Source organism: Pseudomonas jessenii, assembly GCF_002236115.1.
GTDB lineage: Bacteria > Pseudomonadota > Gammaproteobacteria > Pseudomonadales > Pseudomonadaceae > Aquipseudomonas > Aquipseudomonas jessenii.
Genome location: NZ_NIWT01000001.1, coordinates 417073 through 436415 on the forward strand (window position 1 = coordinate 417073; position 19343 = coordinate 436415).

The 19343-nt window shown below is 59.5% G+C and carries 17 protein-coding genes; 9 read left to right on the forward strand and 8 right to left on the reverse strand.

Annotated elements, in window-relative coordinates:
- Positions 1-328: 328 nt before the first annotated feature.
- The 3 genes from PSJE_RS01960 to ahpF all read left to right on the forward strand — a co-directional run bounded on the left by PSJE_RS01960 (position 329) and on the right by ahpF (position 3672).
- On the forward strand, positions 329-1267 hold the full coding sequence (locus PSJE_RS01960; RefSeq protein WP_090455462.1) for a site-specific integrase: 939 nt from the start codon (positions 329-331) through the stop codon (positions 1265-1267).
- Positions 1268-1406: 139 nt separating this feature from the next.
- Entirely contained in the window at positions 1407-1970 is a 564-nt protein-coding gene (gene ahpC, locus PSJE_RS01965) for an alkyl hydroperoxide reductase subunit C (protein ID WP_007975937.1), read from the forward strand.
- Between the two features lie 139 nt (positions 1971-2109).
- The gene (gene ahpF / locus PSJE_RS01970; protein ID WP_090455460.1) at positions 2110-3672 is read left to right on the forward strand and encodes an alkyl hydroperoxide reductase subunit F; all 1563 of its coding nucleotides are present in this window, start codon (positions 2110-2112) and stop codon (positions 3670-3672) included.
- Between the two features lie 218 nt (positions 3673-3890).
- Here ahpF and gloA read toward each other — a convergent pair whose 3' ends face one another.
- Complete coding sequence (gene gloA / locus PSJE_RS01975) at positions 3891-4412, reverse strand: lactoylglutathione lyase (RefSeq protein WP_090455458.1); 522 nt, start codon at positions 4410-4412, stop codon at positions 3891-3893.
- 144 nt (positions 4413-4556) lie between these two features.
- On the opposite strand from gloA, the gene PSJE_RS01980 reads away from it, so the two are divergent.
- Positions 4557-5075, forward strand: a complete 519-nt coding sequence (locus PSJE_RS01980) for a DUF4946 domain-containing protein (protein WP_057714667.1) — start codon at positions 4557-4559, stop codon at positions 5073-5075.
- Between the two features lie 162 nt (positions 5076-5237).
- Here PSJE_RS01980 and PSJE_RS01985 read toward each other — a convergent pair whose 3' ends face one another.
- The 3 genes from PSJE_RS01985 to PSJE_RS01995 form a co-directional block, all read right to left on the reverse strand.
- Complete coding sequence (locus PSJE_RS01985; RefSeq protein ID WP_008051761.1) at positions 5238-5603, reverse strand: histone-like nucleoid-structuring protein, MvaT/MvaU family; 366 nt, start codon at positions 5601-5603, stop codon at positions 5238-5240.
- A 234-nt stretch (positions 5604-5837) separates the two neighbouring features.
- A complete protein-coding gene (locus PSJE_RS01990) occupies positions 5838-7370 on the reverse strand; it encodes an EAL domain-containing protein (RefSeq protein ID WP_090455456.1) in 1533 nt (510 codons plus the stop codon).
- A gap of 112 nt (positions 7371-7482) precedes the next feature.
- Entirely contained in the window at positions 7483-8355 is an 873-nt protein-coding gene (locus PSJE_RS01995; RefSeq protein WP_090455453.1) for a LysR family transcriptional regulator, read from the reverse strand.
- A 77-nt stretch (positions 8356-8432) separates the two neighbouring features.
- Here PSJE_RS01995 and PSJE_RS02000 point away from each other — a divergent pair, with 77 nt between their 5' ends.
- Positions 8433-9377 (forward strand): DMT family transporter, encoded by a 945-nt coding sequence (locus PSJE_RS02000; protein WP_090455452.1) that lies wholly within the window; start codon positions 8433-8435, stop codon positions 9375-9377.
- Between the two features lie 251 nt (positions 9378-9628).
- A complete protein-coding gene (hppD, locus tag PSJE_RS02005; protein WP_057714671.1) occupies positions 9629-10705 on the forward strand; it encodes a 4-hydroxyphenylpyruvate dioxygenase in 1077 nt (358 codons plus the stop codon).
- Between the two features lie 127 nt (positions 10706-10832).
- On the opposite strand, the gene rarD is transcribed toward hppD, so the two are convergent.
- The 3 genes from rarD to PSJE_RS02020 form a co-directional block, all read right to left on the reverse strand.
- Positions 10833-11714 (reverse strand): EamA family transporter RarD, encoded by an 882-nt coding sequence (gene rarD, locus PSJE_RS02010; RefSeq protein WP_057714672.1) that lies wholly within the window; start codon positions 11712-11714, stop codon positions 10833-10835.
- 211 nt (positions 11715-11925) lie between these two features.
- Entirely contained in the window at positions 11926-12936 is a 1011-nt protein-coding gene (locus PSJE_RS02015; protein WP_090455450.1) for an aldo/keto reductase, read from the reverse strand.
- A 188-nt stretch (positions 12937-13124) separates the two neighbouring features.
- Positions 13125-14435 (reverse strand): MFS transporter, encoded by a 1311-nt coding sequence (locus PSJE_RS02020; RefSeq protein ID WP_090455448.1) that lies wholly within the window; start codon positions 14433-14435, stop codon positions 13125-13127.
- 170 nt (positions 14436-14605) lie between these two features.
- On the opposite strand from PSJE_RS02020, the gene PSJE_RS02025 reads away from it, so the two are divergent.
- Positions 14606-15727, forward strand: a complete 1122-nt coding sequence (locus PSJE_RS02025; RefSeq protein ID WP_090455446.1) for a sugar diacid recognition domain-containing protein — start codon at positions 14606-14608, stop codon at positions 15725-15727.
- Between the two features lie 257 nt (positions 15728-15984).
- Positions 15985-17121: a glycerate kinase gene (locus PSJE_RS02030; RefSeq protein ID WP_090455444.1), complete on the forward strand. Its 1137-nt coding sequence runs from the start codon at positions 15985-15987 to the stop codon at positions 17119-17121.
- Between the two features lie 131 nt (positions 17122-17252).
- Here PSJE_RS02030 and PSJE_RS02035 read toward each other — a convergent pair whose 3' ends face one another.
- Entirely contained in the window at positions 17253-17612 is a 360-nt protein-coding gene (locus PSJE_RS02035) for a DUF6124 family protein (protein WP_090455442.1), read from the reverse strand.
- Between the two features lie 415 nt (positions 17613-18027).
- Between PSJE_RS02035 and PSJE_RS02040 the strand changes: the two genes are divergently transcribed.
- Positions 18028-19215, forward strand: coding sequence for a pyridoxal phosphate-dependent aminotransferase (locus tag PSJE_RS02040; protein WP_090455440.1), 1188 nt, complete (start codon positions 18028-18030; stop codon positions 19213-19215).
- Positions 19216-19343: the final 128 nt, after the last annotated feature.

Consider the following 19343-nt stretch of genomic DNA (forward strand, 5'->3'; position numbering starts at 1 on the left):
GACCATCGCGAGCGAGCTCGCTCCTACAGCGTTTTGTGTTTTTCGCGCCAGCGGCCGATGCCTCTTGTAGGAGCGAGCTTGCTCGCGAAAAACCCGAGAGCGCCGCGGGGCACCTGGCAGCCAGCGTTATCGTTGACGATCATCGCGAGCGAGCTCGCTCCTACAGCGTTTTGTGTTTTTCGCGCCAGCGGCCGATGCCTCTTGTAGGAGCGAGCTTGCTCGCGAAAAACCCGAGAGCGCCGCGGGGGCACCTGGCAGCCAGCGTTATCGTTGACGACCATCGCGAGCGAGCTCGCTCCTACAGTCGGTTAAAACAGGTTCATTTCCTATGAGCGATATGGATTGCTATCTGCAAGCAGCGACTCGCGACAACACCCGTCGCAGCTATCGAGCGGCCATCGAGCACTTCGAAGTCACGTGGGGCGGTTTTCTGCCGGCAACCGGCGACAGCGTGGCGCGCTACCTGGTGGCCCATGCCGGCGTGTTGTCGATCAACACGCTGAAACTGCGTTTGTCGGCATTGGCGCAGTGGCACAACAGCCAGGGCTTTGCCGATCCCACCAAGGCGCCGGTGGTGCGCAAAGTTTTCAAGGGCATTCGCGCGCTGCACCCGGCCCAGGAAAAACAGGCAGAACCCTTGCAGCTTCAGCACCTGGAACAGGTGGTCAGTTGTCTGGAGCAAGAAGTGCAGACCGCCAGGGCCACAGGCGACCGACCGGGTTTGCTGCGGGCAAGGCGCGACATGGCCCTGATCCTGTTGGGCTTCTGGCGTGGCTTTCGCAGTGATGAGTTGTGCCGGCTTCAGGTGGAACACGTGCAGGCCAGCGCCGGTTCCGGCATCAGTCTCTATCTGCCGCGTAGCAAGAGTGATCGCGATAACCTTGGCAAGACCTATCAGACACCGGCCTTGCAACGCTTGTGTCCGGTGCAGGCTTATATCGACTGGATTACCGAGGCGGCTCTGGTGCGTGGGCCGGTGTTCCGTGGCATCGACCGCTGGGGGCATCTGGGCGAGGAGGGCTTGCACGCCAACAGCGTGATTCCGTTACTGCGTCAGGCGTTGGCGCGAGCAGGTATCGCCGGTGAGCTTTATACCAGTCATTCCTTGCGTCGCGGCTTTGCCACCTGGGCGCATCAAAGTGGCTGGGATCTGAAGTCGCTGATGAGCTATGTGGGCTGGAAGGACATGAAGTCGGCCATGCGCTACATCGAAGCCAGTCCGTTTCTCGGCATGGCGCGTATCACGGAAAAGCCCGTGTCACCCTAGATACCGTTTTCTTCTATTAATACAGCTGGCTAATAGCGAAAGCCAATCAGCAGCATCAGGTTTGCCAATGAGCCTTCCGTTCGTCGAGTGGGTAAAGTTCTTTCCATCAACTTCTTAACCCCCTGACGGAGAGTCAACGATGCCTATCATCAACAGCCAAGTTAAACCGTTCAAAGCTGACGCATTCAAAAATGGCGACTTCGTAAAAGTCTCGGACGCAGACCTGAAAGGCAAGTGGTCTGTGGTGTTCTTCTACCCGGCCGACTTCACCTTCGTCTGCCCGACCGAGCTGGAAGACCTGGCTGACAACTACGACGCGTTCCAGAAACTGGGCGTCGAGATCTACAGCGTTTCCACCGACACCCATTTCGCCCACGCTGCCTGGCACAACACTTCGCCAGCCATCGGCAAGATCCAGTACACCATGATCGGCGACCCGACCCACGCCATCTCCCGCAACTTCGACGTGCTGATCGAAGAAGCAGGCCTGGCTGACCGTGGCACCTTCGTGATCAACCCTGAAGGCCAGATCAAGATCGTTGAACTCAACGACGGCGGTGTAGGCCGTGACGCTTCCGAGCTGCTGCGCAAGATCAAGGCTGCCCAGTACGTCGCTGCTCACCCAGGTCAGGTTTGCCCAGCCAAGTGGAAAGAAGGCGAGGCCACTCTGGCGCCGTCCCTGGACCTGGTCGGCAAGATCTAAGTCTGTGATCGCACCATCAGGGCGGAACTCCGCGCCTACTCAGTAAGCTGCACCGCCCAATAAAAACGCCCGGGCGAGATTCGCTCGGGCGTTTTTTTATGCCTGCTCTAAATGAATCATTCAAAAGGAAATCGCCCGTATGTTGGACGCCAATCTTAAAGCCCAGTTGAAATCGTACCTGGAACGGGTCACCCAGCCGATCGAGATCGTTGCATCCCTCGACGACGGTGCGAAATCCCAGGAAATGCTTGAATTGCTGAAAGACGTTGCCAGTCTTTCCAGCCAGATTACTTTGCTCGACAACGGTGACGATGCACGCAAGCCGTCGTTCTCGATCAATCGCCCGGGTGCCGATATCAGCCTGCGTTTCGCCGGCATCCCGATGGGCCACGAATTCACGTCTCTGGTGCTGGCCTTGCTGCAAGTCGGCGGCCACCCGTCCAAGGCCAGTGCCGAAGTGATCGAACAGATCCGCTCGCTCAAAGGCGAGTTCAACTTCGAGACTTACTTCTCGCTGTCCTGCCAGAACTGCCCGGACGTGGTCCAGGCGCTGAACCTGATGGCGGTACTGAACCCGAACATTCGCCACGTCGCCATCGACGGCGCGCTGTTCCAGGCTGAAGTCGATGAGCGCCAGATCATGGCGGTCCCCAGCATCTACCTTAACGGTGTGAACTTCGGCCAGGGCCGCATGGGCCTGGAAGAAATCCTCGCCAAGATCGACACCAGCGGCATCGAACGCCAGGCCGAGAAAATCAGCGCCAAAGAAGCCTTTGACGTGCTGGTGGTCGGCGGTGGACCGGCCGGTGCTTCGGCGGCAATCTACGCGGCCCGAAAAGGCATTCGCACCGGTGTCGCGGCCGAACGTTTTGGTGGCCAGGTGCTGGACACCATGGCCATTGAGAACTTTATCTCGGTGCAGGAAACCGAAGGCCCGAAACTGGCCGTGGCCCTGGAAGAACACGTCAAGCAGTACGACGTGGACATCATGAACCTGCAGCGTGCCGACAAACTGGTACCCGGCAAGAATGGCGAGTTGCACCAGATTCACTTCGCCAGCGGCGCCTCGTTGAAGGCCAGGACCGTGATTCTGGCGACCGGTGCGCGTTGGCGTGAAATGAACGTTCCCGGTGAGCAGCAATACCGCAACAAGGGCGTGGCGTACTGCCCGCATTGCGACGGTCCGTTGTTCAAGGGCAAGCGCGTGGCGGTGATTGGCGGCGGCAACTCCGGCGTCGAAGCGGCCATCGACCTGGCCGGTATCGTGTCCCATGTCACGCTACTGGAGTTCGATGTGCAGTTGCGAGCCGATGCGGTATTGCAGCGCAAGTTGCACAGCCTGCCGAACGTCACCGTGATCACCAGTGCGCAAACCACTGAGGTCACCGGTGACGGCCAGAAGGTCAACGGCCTGCGCTACAAGGATCGTCAGAGCGACGAATTGCGCAGCGTGGAACTGGAAGGGATCTTTGTGCAGATCGGTCTGTTGCCCAACACCGATTGGCTCAAAGGCACCATCGAATTGTCGCCCCGTGGCGAGATCATCGTCGACGCTCGCGGTGAAACGTCGGTGCCGGGTGTGTTCGCTGCCGGTGACGTGACCACGGTGCCGTACAAGCAGATCGTGATCGCAGTGGGCGAGGGCGCCAAGGCTTCCCTGAGCGCTTTCGATCACTTGATCCGGACCTCGGCTCCGGCATAAATCGGACGCTGAAAACAAAAAACCTTGTAGGAACCCGCTCGCGATGGTCGTCAACGATAACGCTGGTTGGCAGGTACCCCGCGGCGTTCTCGGGTTTTTCGCGAGCAAGCTCGCTCCTACAAAGGGGTATCGGCGCCGGCTCTGAAAACACAAAACCCCATGATTGATCATGGGGTTTTGTGTTTCACACATTCCAAATGTGGGATTTGTTGTGCGGGTTACAGCGGTGCTGGCTGAATGATCTCGACCCAATAGGCGTCCGGATCCTTGATGAACGCCAGGCTCTTCATGCGGCCATCGCTCAAGCGTTTCTGGAAATCGCAGCCCAGTGCTTCAAAGCGCTCGCAGGCGGCGACGATGTCCGGCACCGAGATGCAGATGTGGCCAAAACCGCGCGGGTCGGTGTTGCCATTGTGGTAGGCGAAATCCGCATCGTTCTCGGTGCCGTGGTTGTGGGTCAGCTCCAGGATGCCTGGGATCGATTTCATCCACTCGGTGCGCGCGGCGGCGTCGGCCGGGATCTGGTTCTTGTCCACCAGCGCCAGGAAATACAGGCTGAACTCGGCTTCCGGGAAATCGCGTTTTTCCACCAGGGTAAAACCCAGGATGCGTGTGTAGAAATCCAGGGACTTGGTGATGTCCTTGACCCGCAGCATGGTGTGGTTGAAGACAAATTTCTGTGTAGCGGCGTCCGGTTGGGCGGTGACGCCGGGGAAGGTGTTCAATTCGTGCAGGCTCATGGGCCCTCCGGAAAATATGTGGGCTAACGAATGGAGACAATGATACGCAAGGGTTCGGACATCACCAAACCCAAACAGTCGGCTATTGCCTGACAGCCGGCCTGGGCCCAGACTTTACGGCTTGAACCTTGAGTGCCCATTGCAATGATTCGATTCCGTAACGTGCTGTTCATCCTGCTAAGCGTGCTTTCGCTGGCTGGCGCTGCTCGCGCCGATGCGCCAGTGGTGACCTGGCCGCAAGGCTGGCAGGTCGAAGACGTGCCTGAATCGGCGTCAGGGGTCAGTCGCCAGCGGGCGGTGAAAAATGATCAGGATGGATCGCCGCTCATGGTGATGGAACTGACCATGAGCCCGGTGCAAAGCGATCACCAGGTAAACCTCGAAGGCGTACTGCTGGAGATGCGCAAGTCGGTTCAAAAAGACTTCTTTCAGGGCGGATATCAAAGTGTCTGCACGCGCATTCATTCGACTACGTTGAGTCGATTGGCCGCGCTGGAAACAACCTGCACCATCACGCAAAACGGCAGGCATGTGCTTTCTCAAACATTGGTGGCCGCGGTGGATGCCGATAAGGCCTATGTTCTTTCCTACGCAGGGCAGGCCGAGGCTTATAAGGCGAGCCAGGATGAAATAGACGCTGCCCGTAACAGCTTGAAACTTTAGTAAGCGGCAGTGCTTTTTCGATGCATGAAAAATATTTTAGATATCCAAATGGATTAAGCACAAAGTTGATGGCAGTTAGTAATTGTCGGGTGCCGGCCCCGGGCATTTAGATAGCCCATGAAAAAGCCCTGCATAAGCAGGGCTTTTTTGTCTCCGCGAGAGTTAGCCGCGCAACCAGGAATCAACGGTGGCTGCACCGTACTGTTCTTTCCAGGCTTTCAGGCCGCGGTGGTTGCCGCCCTTGGTTTCAATCAGCTCGCCGGTGTGCGGGTTCTGATAAACCTTGACCACACGGGCGCGGCGGGTTTTAGGGGCGGCTGCCTGCAGCAGGCCGGATTTTGCCGGGTTAGGATCGAGAATGGCGATGATGTCGCGCAGGCTCTTGCCATAGGTTTTCATCAAGCCCTGGAGCTTCTCTTCGAATTCGATTTCTTTCTTGAGCCCGGCATCGTTCTTCAGGGATTCCAACTGCTTGAGCTGTTCTTGAAGGGCCTTTTCGGCTGCACGAAATTCAGCGAGTCTGGACAATATCTTTACTCCAATAGTGTGTTTGGTTGATGCCAACCGCAAACAAAGCTATAAGCCAAGAGCCTTGAAGCGACTCGGTGATAGTGGCTCACCTGCCAATTTAGCGCAGGCATCAAAAATTGTAGTAGTTAATTGGCCAAGAGTAAATCCTGTCTTTTTCTTCATGTAACGTCAGAAGTGTTTTGATTCAAATTGGCGCGGGTAATCGTTTGTTTTGGCGATTGAATTCGCGAGTTAATGGTCGCTTAATGCACTAATGAATTCCGCGCCGGGCATGGGTTTGCCGAACAGATAACCTTGCAGGAAGTTGACCTGGTGAACGCTCAGGTAATCACTCTGTTCGCGGGTTTCGACACCTTCGGCCACCAGGGCAAGGTCGAGTTTGACCGCCAGTTCGATGATGCTGTCGAGGATGTGGCTCGACAGTGTGTCGACGCCGATCATGGCGACAAAACTCTGGTCGATTTTCAGAAAATCGACATTGAACTGCCGCAGGTAGCCAAGGCTTGAGTGGCCGGTGCCGAAGTCGTCGATGGCGATTTTCACGCCCAGTTCGCGAAGTTGTTCGAACAGTTGCAGGGTGATGGCCGTGGGCTCGATCAATTCACGTTCGGTCAGTTCCAGTACCAGATGGATCGAGCCTGGCTCGAACGCATCGAGAAACTCGCGGCAATCCTTGACCAGTTCCAGGTCCTGGCAATGGCTGGCGGTGATGTTGATGCCAATGTGAAACGGCTTGTTGAAGCTGGCCGATTGCGGTGCGAGCAGGGCGGCGGTTTGTCGCATCAGTGAGCGGGTCATCGGCACGATCAGCCCGGAGTGCTCTGCAAACGGAATGAACAGATCCGGACGCACCAGGCCTTCCTTTGGATGTTGCCAGCGCATCAGCACTTCAGCGCCGGACCAGCTTTTGCTGTCGCCATGCACCACGGGCTGGAAATACGGAATGAACTCTGAAGCTTCCAGTGCCCGCTGCATTTCCTGGGTAGGTGCCGAGGAACGCTTTTGCAGGACGTGACCAATAGCCCCGGCAATCACACCGAAGAAAATCAGCAGACTGAGCAGCGGCGGATATTCGCTGCGTATGTATCGCCAGGTTTCGCCTTTGGGAAAACCGGCTTCCACGGCAAAAGCATAGCGCCCGGAGGTCAAGTGACTTTGCGCAACGGGCAGGTCAGGCGCAGTGCCGGTATGAACCTTGCCATCGGCGGATATCCAGTCCGGGCCAACTTGCAGCACCAGCAAGGTATTGCCACCGATCAGGCGCAGGGTATTAATCAAGTGATAACCATCGAGGGTCGACAGTGCGCCTTTGTTTCCTTCGCTCAGCCGGTACACCAGCACGGCGGTGTTGGGCGTTACCGGATTGCCGCTCAAGAGCCATAAGGCGCCCTGGGTGTAGTCACCGGGGTTGACCTTCTCCTGGTAGTCGCCAAACAGAGAGCTGCAATAGAGGTTGTTGTCCCACACCAGATTGGTCGAACGCACGAAGGGGCGGCGAGTGACCTGCTCGCGCAGCGCCAGTGTGACTTCACCGCAACTTTGGCCTGCCAGCGGCAGCAATTCACGAGCAGCCTGGGCGTTGTTGTCGAGCATCAGGTCGAACTGACGAATCGCTTCTTCGGCGGTTTGTTCGGCGTCTTGTTTGAGCGCACGCCCGGCTTGCATGTAAAGAATGGCGGCCCCCAGCAGCACCGGGAGCAAGCCACTGATCAGAGTGACGGCAATTCTTGTGCTGCGACTGCGGGTTTTGGCTTTCAGCGGCATTCGCGAGTCCTGTCACGAAGATGTAAGGCTCTCAATTGATGGCGGGGTAAAACGCCTCCCATGAAGAGTTCGGGTATGGGCCATGATAGTTGGCCGTTGGCGGTTATGCCGCTCAACGCAAATCAAGGCTTTCGGCCAGCCTGATAAAGGCCAACGTCGCGGGTGATGCCTGGCGTCGATCGAGCACCGCCAGGCCGACCTGCCGCAACACCGCCGGCGACAGCGGTTTTTTCACGCAGCGGCGGTCAATCTGATTAGGCAATGAACCTTCGGCAACCACCGTCACCCCGTCGCCACGAGCGACGACATCCAGGGTGCTGATCAACTGCGAGCAGCGATAACGGATATTGGGCGTCAGTCGGGCCACTGTGAACAGACGTGAAACCAGCTCCGAAGAACCGGCCTCGGTCAGCACGAACGGGAAGTCGCACAGATCCTTCAGGCTCAGGCTGTCGTGAACCGCCAGCGGATGGTCGGCGGGCAGCAGCGCGACCATCTGGTCTTCGATCAGCGCGACCGTATCGAAACGCTCCTCGGGCAATACCACAAAGCCAATGTCGATCCGCCGTTCCTCCAGCCACTGGAGTACCTGACGGTCGGGGCCTTCGTCGATATGCACCTCGATGCCGGGATGGGCGGCGCGGTACTGCTGCAGAATCAACGGCAGCAATTTGATCGATGAAGTCGGGCCGAAGGAGCCGATTCGCAGCGTGCCGCGTTTCATGCCCCTGGCATCGGCCGCTTCCTGGCGCAGGGTGTTGGCCAGGCCGAGCATCGCCCGGGCGCGCAGCAACAACTGCTGGCCAATGTCGCTCAGTTCGACCTGGGTTTGATGCCGGCGCAGCAGTTCGACACCCAACTCCAACTCCAGGGACTTCAAGGCATGGGACACCGCCGATTGGGAAATACCCAGGCGATTGGCCGCTGCCGTGAAGCCGTGGAGTTCGGCCACGAGGGAGAAAATCTCCAGTTGAGTGAGGGTCATGAGTGTTTGCTCATTTTACGATGACTGGGTATTAACCGAATGATACGGCATCTCTCCGACATCCGGTCCTGGAATCTATGACGATCTGCGAGCAAAGCCTGTCAAAACCATCGGATCTTCCGGTGTATCTGAAACTGGCGGCGGTCACCATGGTGTGGGGTGGCACCTTCGTTGCCGGACGCTATCTGGCCGGTGTCCTCAGCCCGCTACTGGCTGCCAGCCTGCGGTTTCTGCTGGCCAGCGTGGCGTTGCTGCTGTTTATACGCATGGCACGCACACCGCTGGTCCGGCCCAGCCCCCGGCAATGGCTGCAATTGTCATTGCTTGGCTTTTTCGGGATATTTTTTTACAACCTGTGCTTCTTTTATGGCCTGCATTACATCAACGCTTCACGGGCATCCTTGATCGTGGCGCTGAATCCGGCGGTGATCGGCCTGGCTTCCTGGTTGCTGTTCAAGGAACGTTTGAATCGGGCGAAAGTCGTCGGCATTGCGATCTGCGTGGCGGGCGCGAGCATGGTGATCGTCAGTCGCGACCCGCAACTACTGGCCGGCGGCGCCGATGTCTGGCTCGGCGATTTGCTGATTTTCGGCTGTGTCCTCGGCTGGGGTGTCTACTCGCTGTTCTCCAAAGAGCTGAATCACACCCTGGGCCCGGTGCAAACGGTGACCTATTCGATCCTGCTGGGCACCGTCATGCTCTGGATGACCTGCATCGTGCGCGGCGAGGTGAGTGTCGCCGCGATCGCCCAGCTGGGTGCGCAGCAATGGTTGAGCCTTTTGTACCTGGGCGTGCTGGGGTCGGCGCTGGCGTACATCGGCTACTACGACGGTATTCGCAAAATCGGCGCGACCCGTTCCGGGGTGTTCATTGCCTTGAACCCGTTGACGGCGGTGATCCTTGGCGCGCTGCTTCTGGATGAGCCGCTGACGCTGGCCATGTGCCTGGGTGGCGGGCTGATACTGGCGGGGATTTTCCTCTGCAACAAACCCCTTGCGCGGGCATGGAAAAAGGGGATTTGATACAGAAGGCGGACAAACTGATTTACGCTGTGTAGAATCGGGTTACGCATACAATAATAATCGTCTTCTGGCAGCAGAAGCCTCGCCCGCAAGAGCCTTGGGTCGAAAATGAAGATATTCGGGTTTCAACTGATCTACGGTGACTTTCTCGCCCGCAGTGTGCGGGGCATCTCCTGTGCGCCACCCACCGGTCTCAGCATTGCTTACAACTAACCTTTGTTAATTGATAAAAAAATGATGAGGCGCCGACCATGGCAGATTTATACGAAAACCCAATGGGCCTGATGGGCTTTGAATTCATCGAGCTCGCATCGCCGACCCCGAACACCCTGGAGCCGATCTTCGAGATCATGGGCTTCACCAAGGTGGCGACCCACCGTTCCAAGGACGTGCACCTGTATCGCCAGGGCGCGATCAACCTGATCCTCAACAACGAACCCCACAGCGTGGCTTCGTATTTCGCGGCCGAGCATGGTCCGTCGGTGTGCGGCATGGCGTTTCGCGTCAAGGATTCGCAAAAAGCCTACAAGCGTGCCCTGGAACTCGGCGCCCAGCCGATCCACATCGAAACCGGCCCGATGGAACTGAACCTGCCGGCAATCAAAGGCATCGGCGGCGCACCGTTGTACCTGATCGATCGTTTCGGCGAAGGCAGCTCGATCTATGACATCGACTTCGTGTTCATCGAAGGCGTCGACCGCCATCCGGTCGGTGCCGGCCTGAAGATCATCGATCACCTGACCCACAACGTGTATCGCGGTCGCATGGCCTACTGGGCCAACTTCTACGAGAAGCTGTTCAACTTCCGTGAAATCCGCTACTTCGACATCAAGGGCGAATACACCGGCCTGACCTCCAAGGCCATGACCGCACCCGATGGCATGATCCGCATCCCGCTGAACGAAGAGTCGTCCAAGGGCGCCGGGCAGATCGAAGAGTTCCTGATGCAGTTCAACGGCGAGGGCATCCAGCACGTTGCGTTCCTGTCCGATGACCTGATCAAGACCTGGGACCACCTGAAAAGCATCGGCATGCGCTTCATGACCGCGCCGCCAGAGACCTACTACGAAATGCTCGAAGGGCGTTTGCCGAACCACGGCGAGCCGGTGGACCAACTGCAGGCGCGGGGCATTTTGCTGGACGGTTCGTCCGAGTCGGGCGACAAGCGTCTGCTGCTGCAGATCTTCTCGGAAACCCTGATGGGGCCGGTGTTCTTCGAGTTCATCCAGCGCAAGGGCGACGACGGTTTCGGCGAAGGCAACTTCAAGGCGCTGTTCGAATCCATCGAGCGTGACCAGGTGCGTCGTGGTGTTCTCTCCACCGACTAAGCCGTTACACCGATAAAAACTGTGGGAGCGAGCTTGCTCGCGATAGCGGTAGTTCATTCAACATTAATGTTGACTGACACACTGCAATCGCGAGCAAGCTCGCTCCCACATTTTGTTTTGCGTGTGCTTAAGGTCTGCGCTGCCGGACCAGATGCTTGAACCCTTCAAACACCAGCACCAGCACGGCCATCCAGATCGGGATGTACGTCAGCCATTCCCCGGCCTTGATGCTTTCTCCCAGCAGCAACGCCACGCCCAGCAGCAACACCGGTTCGACATAGCTCAACAAGCCGAACAGGCTGAATGGCAGCAGGCGGCTGGCAATGATGTAGACCACCAATGCCGATGCGCTGATCACGCCGAGCATCGGGATCAGCAGCGATAACCATGGATGCTGTTCAAACACACCAAAACCTTGCGCGCCGCTCTGGACGAACCAGACTGCCACCGGCAGCGTCAATGCCATGTCCAGCCACAAGCCACCGAGGTTGTCCGCCGCCAGTCGTTTGCGCAGGACGAAGTAGGCCGGATAACCCACGCAGACCAGCAAGGTCGCCCAGGAAAAACCACCGACCTGATACACCTCGTTGACCACCCCCAGGCAGGCGAACACCACCGCGACTTTTTGCAGATAGGACAGGCGCTCGCCGTAGGCCAGGCGACCGGTCAAGACCATGGTCAGCGGCAGCAGGAAATAGCCGAGTGATACGTCGAGGCTGTAGCCGTTCAACGGTGCCCACATGAACAGCCACAATTGCACGCCGAGCAGGGCAGAGGAGGCAATCAGCGCGCCCATCAGTTTCGGATTGGCCATGGCGCGCCGAACGATCTCCAGCACGCGTTTCCACTCCCCGGACACCACCATGAACACGGTCATGCACGGTACGGTCAGCAGCATGCGCCAACCGAAGATCTCCACACCGCTCAAGGGGCTGAGCAGCGATGTGTAGTAATACATGACGGCAAACAGCACCGAGGCTGAAACCGATAGAGCGATACCTTTAGACAAGCTGTCCTCGCGAGGTTGAAGGTGAAACGGGGGGCGGAGGATACGTGGTTTTTGTGCTGAATATTGTCCGGATGATCAATATTTCCAACATCCCCTTGTAGGAGCGAGCCTGCTCGCGATGAACGACCAGACACCGCGGGCAGGCAGGCTCCCCGCGTTATCGTTGACCACCATCGCGAGCAAGCTCGCTCCTACAGTGGTTTATGTTTTTTCAGTTAAACGGTCTGCGGCCGGAGACAAAATGGCTCACATCATTGAACCCCGGTGTCGACGCATGCCCCGGTGTCACCAGCGAATCGATGAACGCCTCATCCTCGGCCGTGATCGTCACCGCCTGCGCCTTAGTGTAGGCGTCCCATTGTTCTTCCGTGCGCGGCCCGACAATGGCCGAGGTCACGGCGCTGTTGTTCAGCACCCAGGCGATCGCGAACTCGACGATGCCGACGCCGCGTTCCTGAGTGTATTGCTGGATTTGCTGGGCGATGCGCAGGGATTCGACGCGCCATTCGGTTTCCAGGATGCGTTTGTCCTGGCGTCCGGCACGACTGTTGGCATCAGGTTTCACATCCGGTGCGTATTTGCCGCTAAGCACCCCGCGCGCCAGCGGGCTGTAGGGCACCACGCCAAGGCCGTAGCTTTGCGCCGCCGTGATCTGCTCGGTTTCTGCCTGACGGTTGACGATGTTGTACAGCGGCTGGCTGATCACCGGCCGGTCAACGCCCAGTTTATCGGCCACGCGGATGACCTCGGCGATGCGCCAGCCACGATAGTTGGACAGGCCCCAGTAACGAATTTTCCCTTGGCGGATCAAGTCACCGATGGCCGATACCGTGACCTCCAGCGGCGTATTGTGGTCTTCGCGGTGCAGGTAATAGATGTCGAGATAGTCGGTGCCCAGGCGCGTCAGGCTGGCATCGATGCCGTTGAACAGGTGCTTGCGGCTCAGGCCGCTGCGGTTGGGAACACCGTCCACGGGACCGAAGCCGACCTTGGTGGCCAGCACCCATTCGTGGCGGCGGCTGGCGATGGCCTCGCCGACGATTTCCTCGGAACGGCCGTTGGTGTAGACGTCGGCGGTGTCGATGAAATTGATACCCTGGTCCCAGGCCTTGTCGATGATCCGCAGGGAATCTTCGGTGCTGGTCTGTTCGCCGAACATCATGGTGCCCAGGGTCAGGGTGGACACCTGCAGACCCGAATGACCCAGCGTGCGGTAGCTCATGAGCAAATCCTTTTACCAGTGGGAAAGGCTCAATCAGATACCAGAACCATTGCCGGGAGCAAACGCAAATCTCAAACACACACAAACCAACTGTAGGAGCGAGCTTGCTCGCGATGGAGTGCCAGCTACATGGGCGTGTCTGACACTCCTTCGCGAGCAAGCTCGCTCCCACAGGGGATTTGTGTTGATCAGGTGCGCAAGGTTCGGGTCATGCGCAACGCCAGCAAACTGCCGCAGACAATCACACCCGCCAGCAGGTACAGCGCCGCATCGGTCGAGCCGGTGCTGTCCTTGACCCAACCCACCAGGTACGGGCTGAGGAAACCGGCCATCTGCCCCATCGAGTTGATCAGCGCCAGGCCACCGGCGGCAGCGCCGGCACTCAGCAGGGCGGTCGGCACCGGCCAGAACATTGGCAGGCCGGTGAGCGCACCCATGGTGGCGATGGTCAGGCCGAGAATCGCGATGGCCGGGTTGGCGGCGAAGTTCACCGCGATCAGCAGCCCCAGCGCCCCCATCAGCATCGGCACCACCAAATGCCAGCGGCGTTCTTTGCGCAGGTCGGCTGAACGGCCAACCATTAGCATGAATACGGCGGCGAGCAGATACGGAATCGCGCTCAACCAGCCGATCACCAGGTTATCGCTGAAGCCCAGGTTCTTGATGATCGACGGCAGCCAGAAGTTGATCGCATAGACGCCACTCTGGATGCAGAAATAGATCAGGCCGAAAGCCCAGATCGCCGGGTTCTTGAACACCGCCAGCAGCGAATCGGTCGTGGTTTTCGGCTTGTTCGCCAGATCTTCGGCGTGGTCGGCTTCCAGCACCGAACGCTCAAACGGAGTCAGCCACTTGGCATTGGCGTAGCTGTCGCTGAGCAGGAAGTAAGCCAGCGCACCCAGGATGACGGTGGGAATGCCTTGCAGCAGGAACATCCACTGCCAGCCGGCGAGACCGCCCTGGCCGGCGGCGAAGTGGTTGAGAATCCACCCGGAGAACGGGCTGCCGAGCAGGCCCGACACCGGGATCGCCGACATGAACAAGGCCATGATGCGGCCACGGCGGAAGGTCGGGAACCACTGCGAGAGGTACAGCACCACGCCCGGGAAGAACCCGGCTTCGGCCGCGCCGGTGAACAGGCGCAGGGTATAGAACTCGGTCGGCGTGGTGACGAACAGCAGGCAGGTCGAGAGCGTGCCCCAGGCAATCATCATCAGCGCAATCCAGCGCCGCGGGCCGAATTTGGTCAGGGCCAGGTTGCTTGGCACGCCGCACAGCACGTAACCGATAAAGAAGATGCCGGCGCCGAGGCCGTACACGGTTTCGCTGAACTTCAGCGCGTCGAGCATTTGCAGTTTGGCAAATCCAACGTTTACCCGGTCGAGGTAGTTGAACAGGTAGCAGATGAAAATGAAGGGGATCAAACGCAGGGTGATGCGCTTGTAGACGGCGTTTTTATCGTCAGCGATGGCCTGGGACGCTACGGCGCTCTGTGTCATGGCGGCTCTCTCTTTATTATGATTTTTTGCGATGCAAAGGGTAACGTTGATCGCCCAGAGAGTCTCGACCACCCTCAGGGTGGCTGTCTTTGTGCCTGAGCACAGGGTTTGCAACCAAGGCCTGTGCGGGTGAACAACCCGTTCCATCACTGTCTTCAAGGATCACTTGCATGTTCGAACTCGATCACGACCTGGCCCAGGACATCGTCGACCGGGCGATGGCTATCCTGCCGTACAACGTCAACGTCATGGACAGCCAGGGCTTGATCCTGGGCAGCGGCGAACCGGAGCGGGTCAACACCCGGCATGAGGGCGCGCAACTGGTATTGGCCAATGGCCGAGTGGTGGAGATCGATGCGCAGACGGCGATTCACCTCAAGGGCGTACAACCGGGCATCAACCTGCCATTGATGCTCGACCAGCGCTTGATCGGCGTGCTGGGCATCACCGGCGAACCCGAGCAACTGCGCACCTACGCCGAGCTGGTGCGCATGACCGCCGAAATGCTGGTGGGCCAACGCAACCAGCAGGCCGAACAGCAATGGCGGCGCCAGCGCTGCGATGACTTGCTGGCGCTGCTTCTGAGCGAAGCCGGGGATTCTCCACGACTGGTCGATGAAGCGCAGCAGTTGGGCCTCAAACCACAAATGACTCGTGTGCCGTACTTGTTCGAACTGGGCCTGGAGCACGCACCAGGACAAACCGTCGAGGCACTGAGTGCCTGGTTGACGAGCCGTCATCCGGACAGTTGGTGCGTGAGCTCGGCCAAAACCTCGTTGCTCTGGTGCCGGCCGGCGAGCCAGACGGTCGAGAACGAGCGCTTGCTGGACAAACTCGACGGCCTGGGCTGGAACATCCTGCGCATTGCCGTGGGTGGGCAGGCCGATGGACTTTCCGGATTGCGTCGCTGCTATCGCCGGGTCGGTGACTTGCTGGCCTACGGGCGCGAAGTGCTGCCGCGCTCCCGATTGCTGACGCTCAACCGCTATCGGCTGCCGGTGATGCTCTGGCGCCACCGCAACGACGACGCCCTCGACGAATTGCTCAATCCGCTGCGCAAGGTCATTGCCAAAGACAGCAACGGCCAGTTGCTGGCCACCCTGCGCAGTTGGTGCGAACACGACGGCCAGAGCCAGGCCTGCGCCGATGCACTGGGCATCCATCGCAACAGCCTGCGGTATCGCATGGAGCGGATTGCCGAGCTGAGTGGGGTTGATCCATTGCGACTGGACGGCATGCTCGCACTCTACCTTGGCGTGCAACTGCTGCCCGAGTCAGACACCCATCCATGAATCACGCAATTGCCCTGTGGGAGCGAGCTTGCTCGCGATAGCGGTGCGTCAGCGGCATTAATGCTGACTGATGCGCCGCCATCGCGAGCAAGCTCGCTCCCACAGTTATTTGTGGTGGTGCACAGATTTGTGGACGATGCCGCTCCCGTCGGGTTTTGTGGAAATGAACAATAATCCTCAACACCGCTTGTGCAGCGGCCCGGCGTTATTGTTCATGGCGGCTGGCAGCATGTGGGCATTGGAACTGGAGAATTCCCATGAAAATCGTGATCGCCCCCGATTCGTTCAAGGACAGCCTCAGCGCCCAAGGCGTGGCCGATGCCATTGCATTGGGATTGGCGCAGGTCTGGCCTGATGCCCAACTGATCAAATGCCCGATGGCCGACGGCGGGGAAGGGACTGTCGAGTCGATCCTGGCCGCGTGCGAAGGCCAGCAGCGCCGCACCCTGGTTCGCGGGCCGCTGGGGGCCATGGTGGATGCCGCCTGGGGCTGGTTGCCCCAGAGCCACACCGCGATCATCGAAATGGCCGAGGCCAGCGGTTTGCAGTTGGTCCCGGTGGCGCAACGGGATGCGTGCATCAGCAGCACCTTCGGCACCGGGCAATTGATCCGCGCCGCGCTGGATGCCGGAGCGCAACGGGTGATCCTGGCGATTGGCGGCAGTGCGACCAATGACGGCGGCGCCGGTGCCATGCAGGCCTTGGGCGTGAAATTGCTCGACGCCCAGGGGCAGACGCTGTCACCGGGCGGCCTCGCCCTTGGGCAATTGGCCCGCGTCGACCTGAGCGAGATTGATCCGCGCCTGGCCCAGGTGCGTTTCGACATCGCCGCCGACGTCAACAACCCGCTGTGCGGCCCCCACGGTGCCTCGGCGATTTTCGGCCCGCAAAAAGGCGCCTCGCCCGCGCAGGTCGAGCAACTGGACCGCGCCCTGGGGCACTTTGCCGACCAGTGCGCGCAAGCCTTGAACAACGACGTGCGCGACGAGCCGGGCAGTGGCGCGGCGGGCGGCCTGGGGTTTGCCGCCAAGGCGTTCCTCGGTGCGCAATTTACGGCCGGGGTCGAGGTGGTTGCCGAACTGGTGGGGCTGGCCGACGCCGTTGCAGGCGCCGATCTGGTGATCACCGGTGAAGGGCGTTTCGATGCGCAAACCCTGCGCGGCAAGACGCCATTTGGTGTGGCGCGGGTCGCCCGGGAACACGGCGTGCCGGTCATTGTCATCGCAGGCACGTTGGGCGAGGGCTATCAGGCACTGTACGAGCACGGTATCGACGCTGCGTTTGCCCTGGCGAGCGGGCCGATGTCCCTGGAGCAGGCTTGTGCCGAAGCGCCGCGCTTGTTGCGTGAGCGGGCGACCGATGTGGCGCGGGTTTGGCGGCTGGCCAGTCGCTGACCTTTCGAACACCCCAATCCCTGTGGGAGCGAGCTTGCTCGCGATAACGGTGTGTCAGCGACATCAATGCTGACTGATATACCGCTATCGCGAGCAAGCTCGCTCCCACAGGTTTTTTGAGTGTTGGCGGACTATTCAGGCGGATCAATCTGATCCAGCACCCGGTTCGCCGTGATCTCCGCCAGCATCACGCTGTTGGAAATCCCCAGCAGCGCATTGCGCGATCCGCCGTCCAGATGATCCACCAACTGGTGAACCATCACGTCGACTGAGGCCAGCGTTTTCACCAGGTAAACCATCAGGGTTTCGGTCGTGGCTTCCGGGTTCACGGTGAACAGTGTGCCGGGAGTACGCGGCGTGGCTTTGATGTCGGCGATCGAGGGGAAGTGAAAGGCGAGGGCGCGTTCGGCGGCTTCGTTGAGTTTTTTTGAATCCGGTTCGTACGGGGAAACCGGATCGGTGTCCGGCGGGTTGGGTGTGACTTTGAACATAAGCTAGATCCTATTGTGGAGTGCCACCCCTCTTGCGACTAAACGAAAGGGGAGGCAGCTGTACGCAGGTTAGTCGACCGGGGATCTAGCAAACCGGCGCGCCCGAGGGCGCCCTGCGCACAGCTACCATCAAGTGCAAGCATGGGAATGCCTGACTGACAGAGCTTGTGCACTTCACTAGAAAACCACCGGGCGACTAAACCCGATCACTGATGAGCAGTGACACGAATCAAGTTACCGATGGCCCCCCAGGCGCACAAGCCGGCGGATTCTGGCGCAAGCGTAGGCAACGGCGCAAGGTCCTGTGGCTTTCATGAAGTAACCTTAAACACCATTAAACACGCGCTCGCGAGGTGCCGTGTTGCGCGATTTGAGATAGGGTTGTGGCCAGGAACACGCGCGACAGGAGAACGCCATGCGCTACTCAGCCTTGACCCAACGAATCGCCGGTGACGGAGCGGCAGCCTGGCGGATTCACGATCGAGCGCTGGCGCTGCGCGAGCAGGGTGTCGATGTCTTGCTGCTGTCGATCGGCGACCCGGATTTCGACACCCCACAACCCATCGTCCAGGCCGCGATTGGCAGTTTGCTGGCCGGCGACACGCACTACCCGGCGGTGCGCGGCAGCCAAGGCTTGCGCGACAGCATCGCCCGCCATCATCGTCGGCGCAGCGGTCAGGCCGTGGATGCGCAGCACGTGATCGTATTCCCCGGGGCGCAATGCGCGGTGTATTCGGTTGCGCAATGCCTGCTCGACCCGGGGGACGAAGTGCTCGTCGCCGAGCCGATGTACGTGACCTACGAAGGCGTGTTCGGTGCCTGCGGGGCGAAAGTGGTACCGGTGCCGGTGCGCTCGCAGAACGGCTTTCGGGTCGATCCGGCCGATGTCGCGGCACTGATCACACCGAACACCCGCGCGATGTTGCTCAACAGCCCGAACAACCCCTCCGGCGCCAGCCTGTCGCTGACGGCCTGGAAAGCGCTGGCCGCATTGTGCATTCGCCATGACCTGTGGTTGATCAGCGACGAGGTGTACAGCGAGTTGCTGTTCGAGGGCGAGCACATCAGCCCCGCGAGTTTACCGGGCATGGCCGAACGCACGGCGACGATCAACAGCCTGTCGAAATCCCACGCCATGAGTGGCTGGCGGGTGGGTTGGGTGATCGGGCCGCAATCGCTGTGTGAACATTTGGTGAATCTGTCGTTGTGCATGCTGTTTGGCATTCCGGATTTCATCCAGAACGCCGCGCAATTGGCGCTGGATGAAAACCTGCCGCACGTGGCGCAGATGCGCGAGGAATATCGCCAGCGTCGCGACCTGGTGTGTGCCAGTTTGAATCTGTGCCCTGGCATCCAGGCGATTCGCCCCGATGGCGGCATGTTCGTGATGGTCGACGTGCGCCAGACCGGGTTGTCCGCCCAACATTTTGCCGAACGGCTGCTGGACGGTTATGGCGTGTCGGTGCTGGCCGGCGAAGCCTTCGGGCCGAGTGCGGCGGGGCACATTCGCATCGGCCTGGTGGTGGACCGGCCGAAGCTGGCGGACGCCTGCCGACGTATCGTGATGTGTGTGACGAATATGCTTGAAGGGCGGCGGGCCTGAGGTTTGTAGCCTTGGGTTGAGCGCTGAACGTCCAATCCAGTCTCATTTTAACCTGTTCAAGCCGTGTAAAAAAAGTGCGGGTACCTGTCAACTTTGACAGTATCGCGTTCTAAAAAACCGGCGCTTAA

What these genes read in the sequence shown, in the direction of transcription:
- PSJE_RS02030 (WP_090455444.1), top strand. Translation starts at nt 15,985, where the DNA reads ATGAAAATCGTGATCGCCCCCGATTCGTTCAAGGACAGCCTCAGCGCC.
- PSJE_RS02040 (WP_090455440.1), top strand. Translation starts at nt 18,028, where the DNA reads ATGCGCTACTCAGCCTTGACCCAACGAATCGCCGGTGACGGAGCGGCA.
- gloA (WP_090455458.1), bottom strand. Translation starts at nt 4,412, where the DNA reads ATGAGCCTGCACGAATTGAACACCTTCCCCGGCGTCACCGCCCAACCG.
- ahpC (WP_007975937.1), top strand. Translation starts at nt 1,407, where the DNA reads ATGCCTATCATCAACAGCCAAGTTAAACCGTTCAAAGCTGACGCATTC.
- hppD (WP_057714671.1), top strand. Translation starts at nt 9,629, where the DNA reads ATGGCAGATTTATACGAAAACCCAATGGGCCTGATGGGCTTTGAATTC.
- PSJE_RS02000 (WP_090455452.1), top strand. Translation starts at nt 8,433, where the DNA reads ATGACGATCTGCGAGCAAAGCCTGTCAAAACCATCGGATCTTCCGGTG.
- PSJE_RS01990 (WP_090455456.1), bottom strand. Translation starts at nt 7,370, where the DNA reads ATGCCGCTGAAAGCCAAAACCCGCAGTCGCAGCACAAGAATTGCCGTC.
- PSJE_RS02015 (WP_090455450.1), bottom strand. Translation starts at nt 12,936, where the DNA reads ATGAGCTACCGCACGCTGGGTCATTCGGGTCTGCAGGTGTCCACCCTG.
- PSJE_RS01980 (WP_057714667.1), top strand. Translation starts at nt 4,557, where the DNA reads ATGATTCGATTCCGTAACGTGCTGTTCATCCTGCTAAGCGTGCTTTCG.
- PSJE_RS02025 (WP_090455446.1), top strand. Translation starts at nt 14,606, where the DNA reads ATGTTCGAACTCGATCACGACCTGGCCCAGGACATCGTCGACCGGGCG.
- PSJE_RS01960 (WP_090455462.1), top strand. Translation starts at nt 329, where the DNA reads ATGAGCGATATGGATTGCTATCTGCAAGCAGCGACTCGCGACAACACC.
- PSJE_RS01995 (WP_090455453.1), bottom strand. Translation starts at nt 8,355, where the DNA reads ATGACCCTCACTCAACTGGAGATTTTCTCCCTCGTGGCCGAACTCCAC.
- PSJE_RS02020 (WP_090455448.1), bottom strand. Translation starts at nt 14,435, where the DNA reads ATGACACAGAGCGCCGTAGCGTCCCAGGCCATCGCTGACGATAAAAAC.
- ahpF (WP_090455460.1), top strand. Translation starts at nt 2,110, where the DNA reads ATGTTGGACGCCAATCTTAAAGCCCAGTTGAAATCGTACCTGGAACGG.
- PSJE_RS02035 (WP_090455442.1), bottom strand. Translation starts at nt 17,612, where the DNA reads ATGTTCAAAGTCACACCCAACCCGCCGGACACCGATCCGGTTTCCCCG.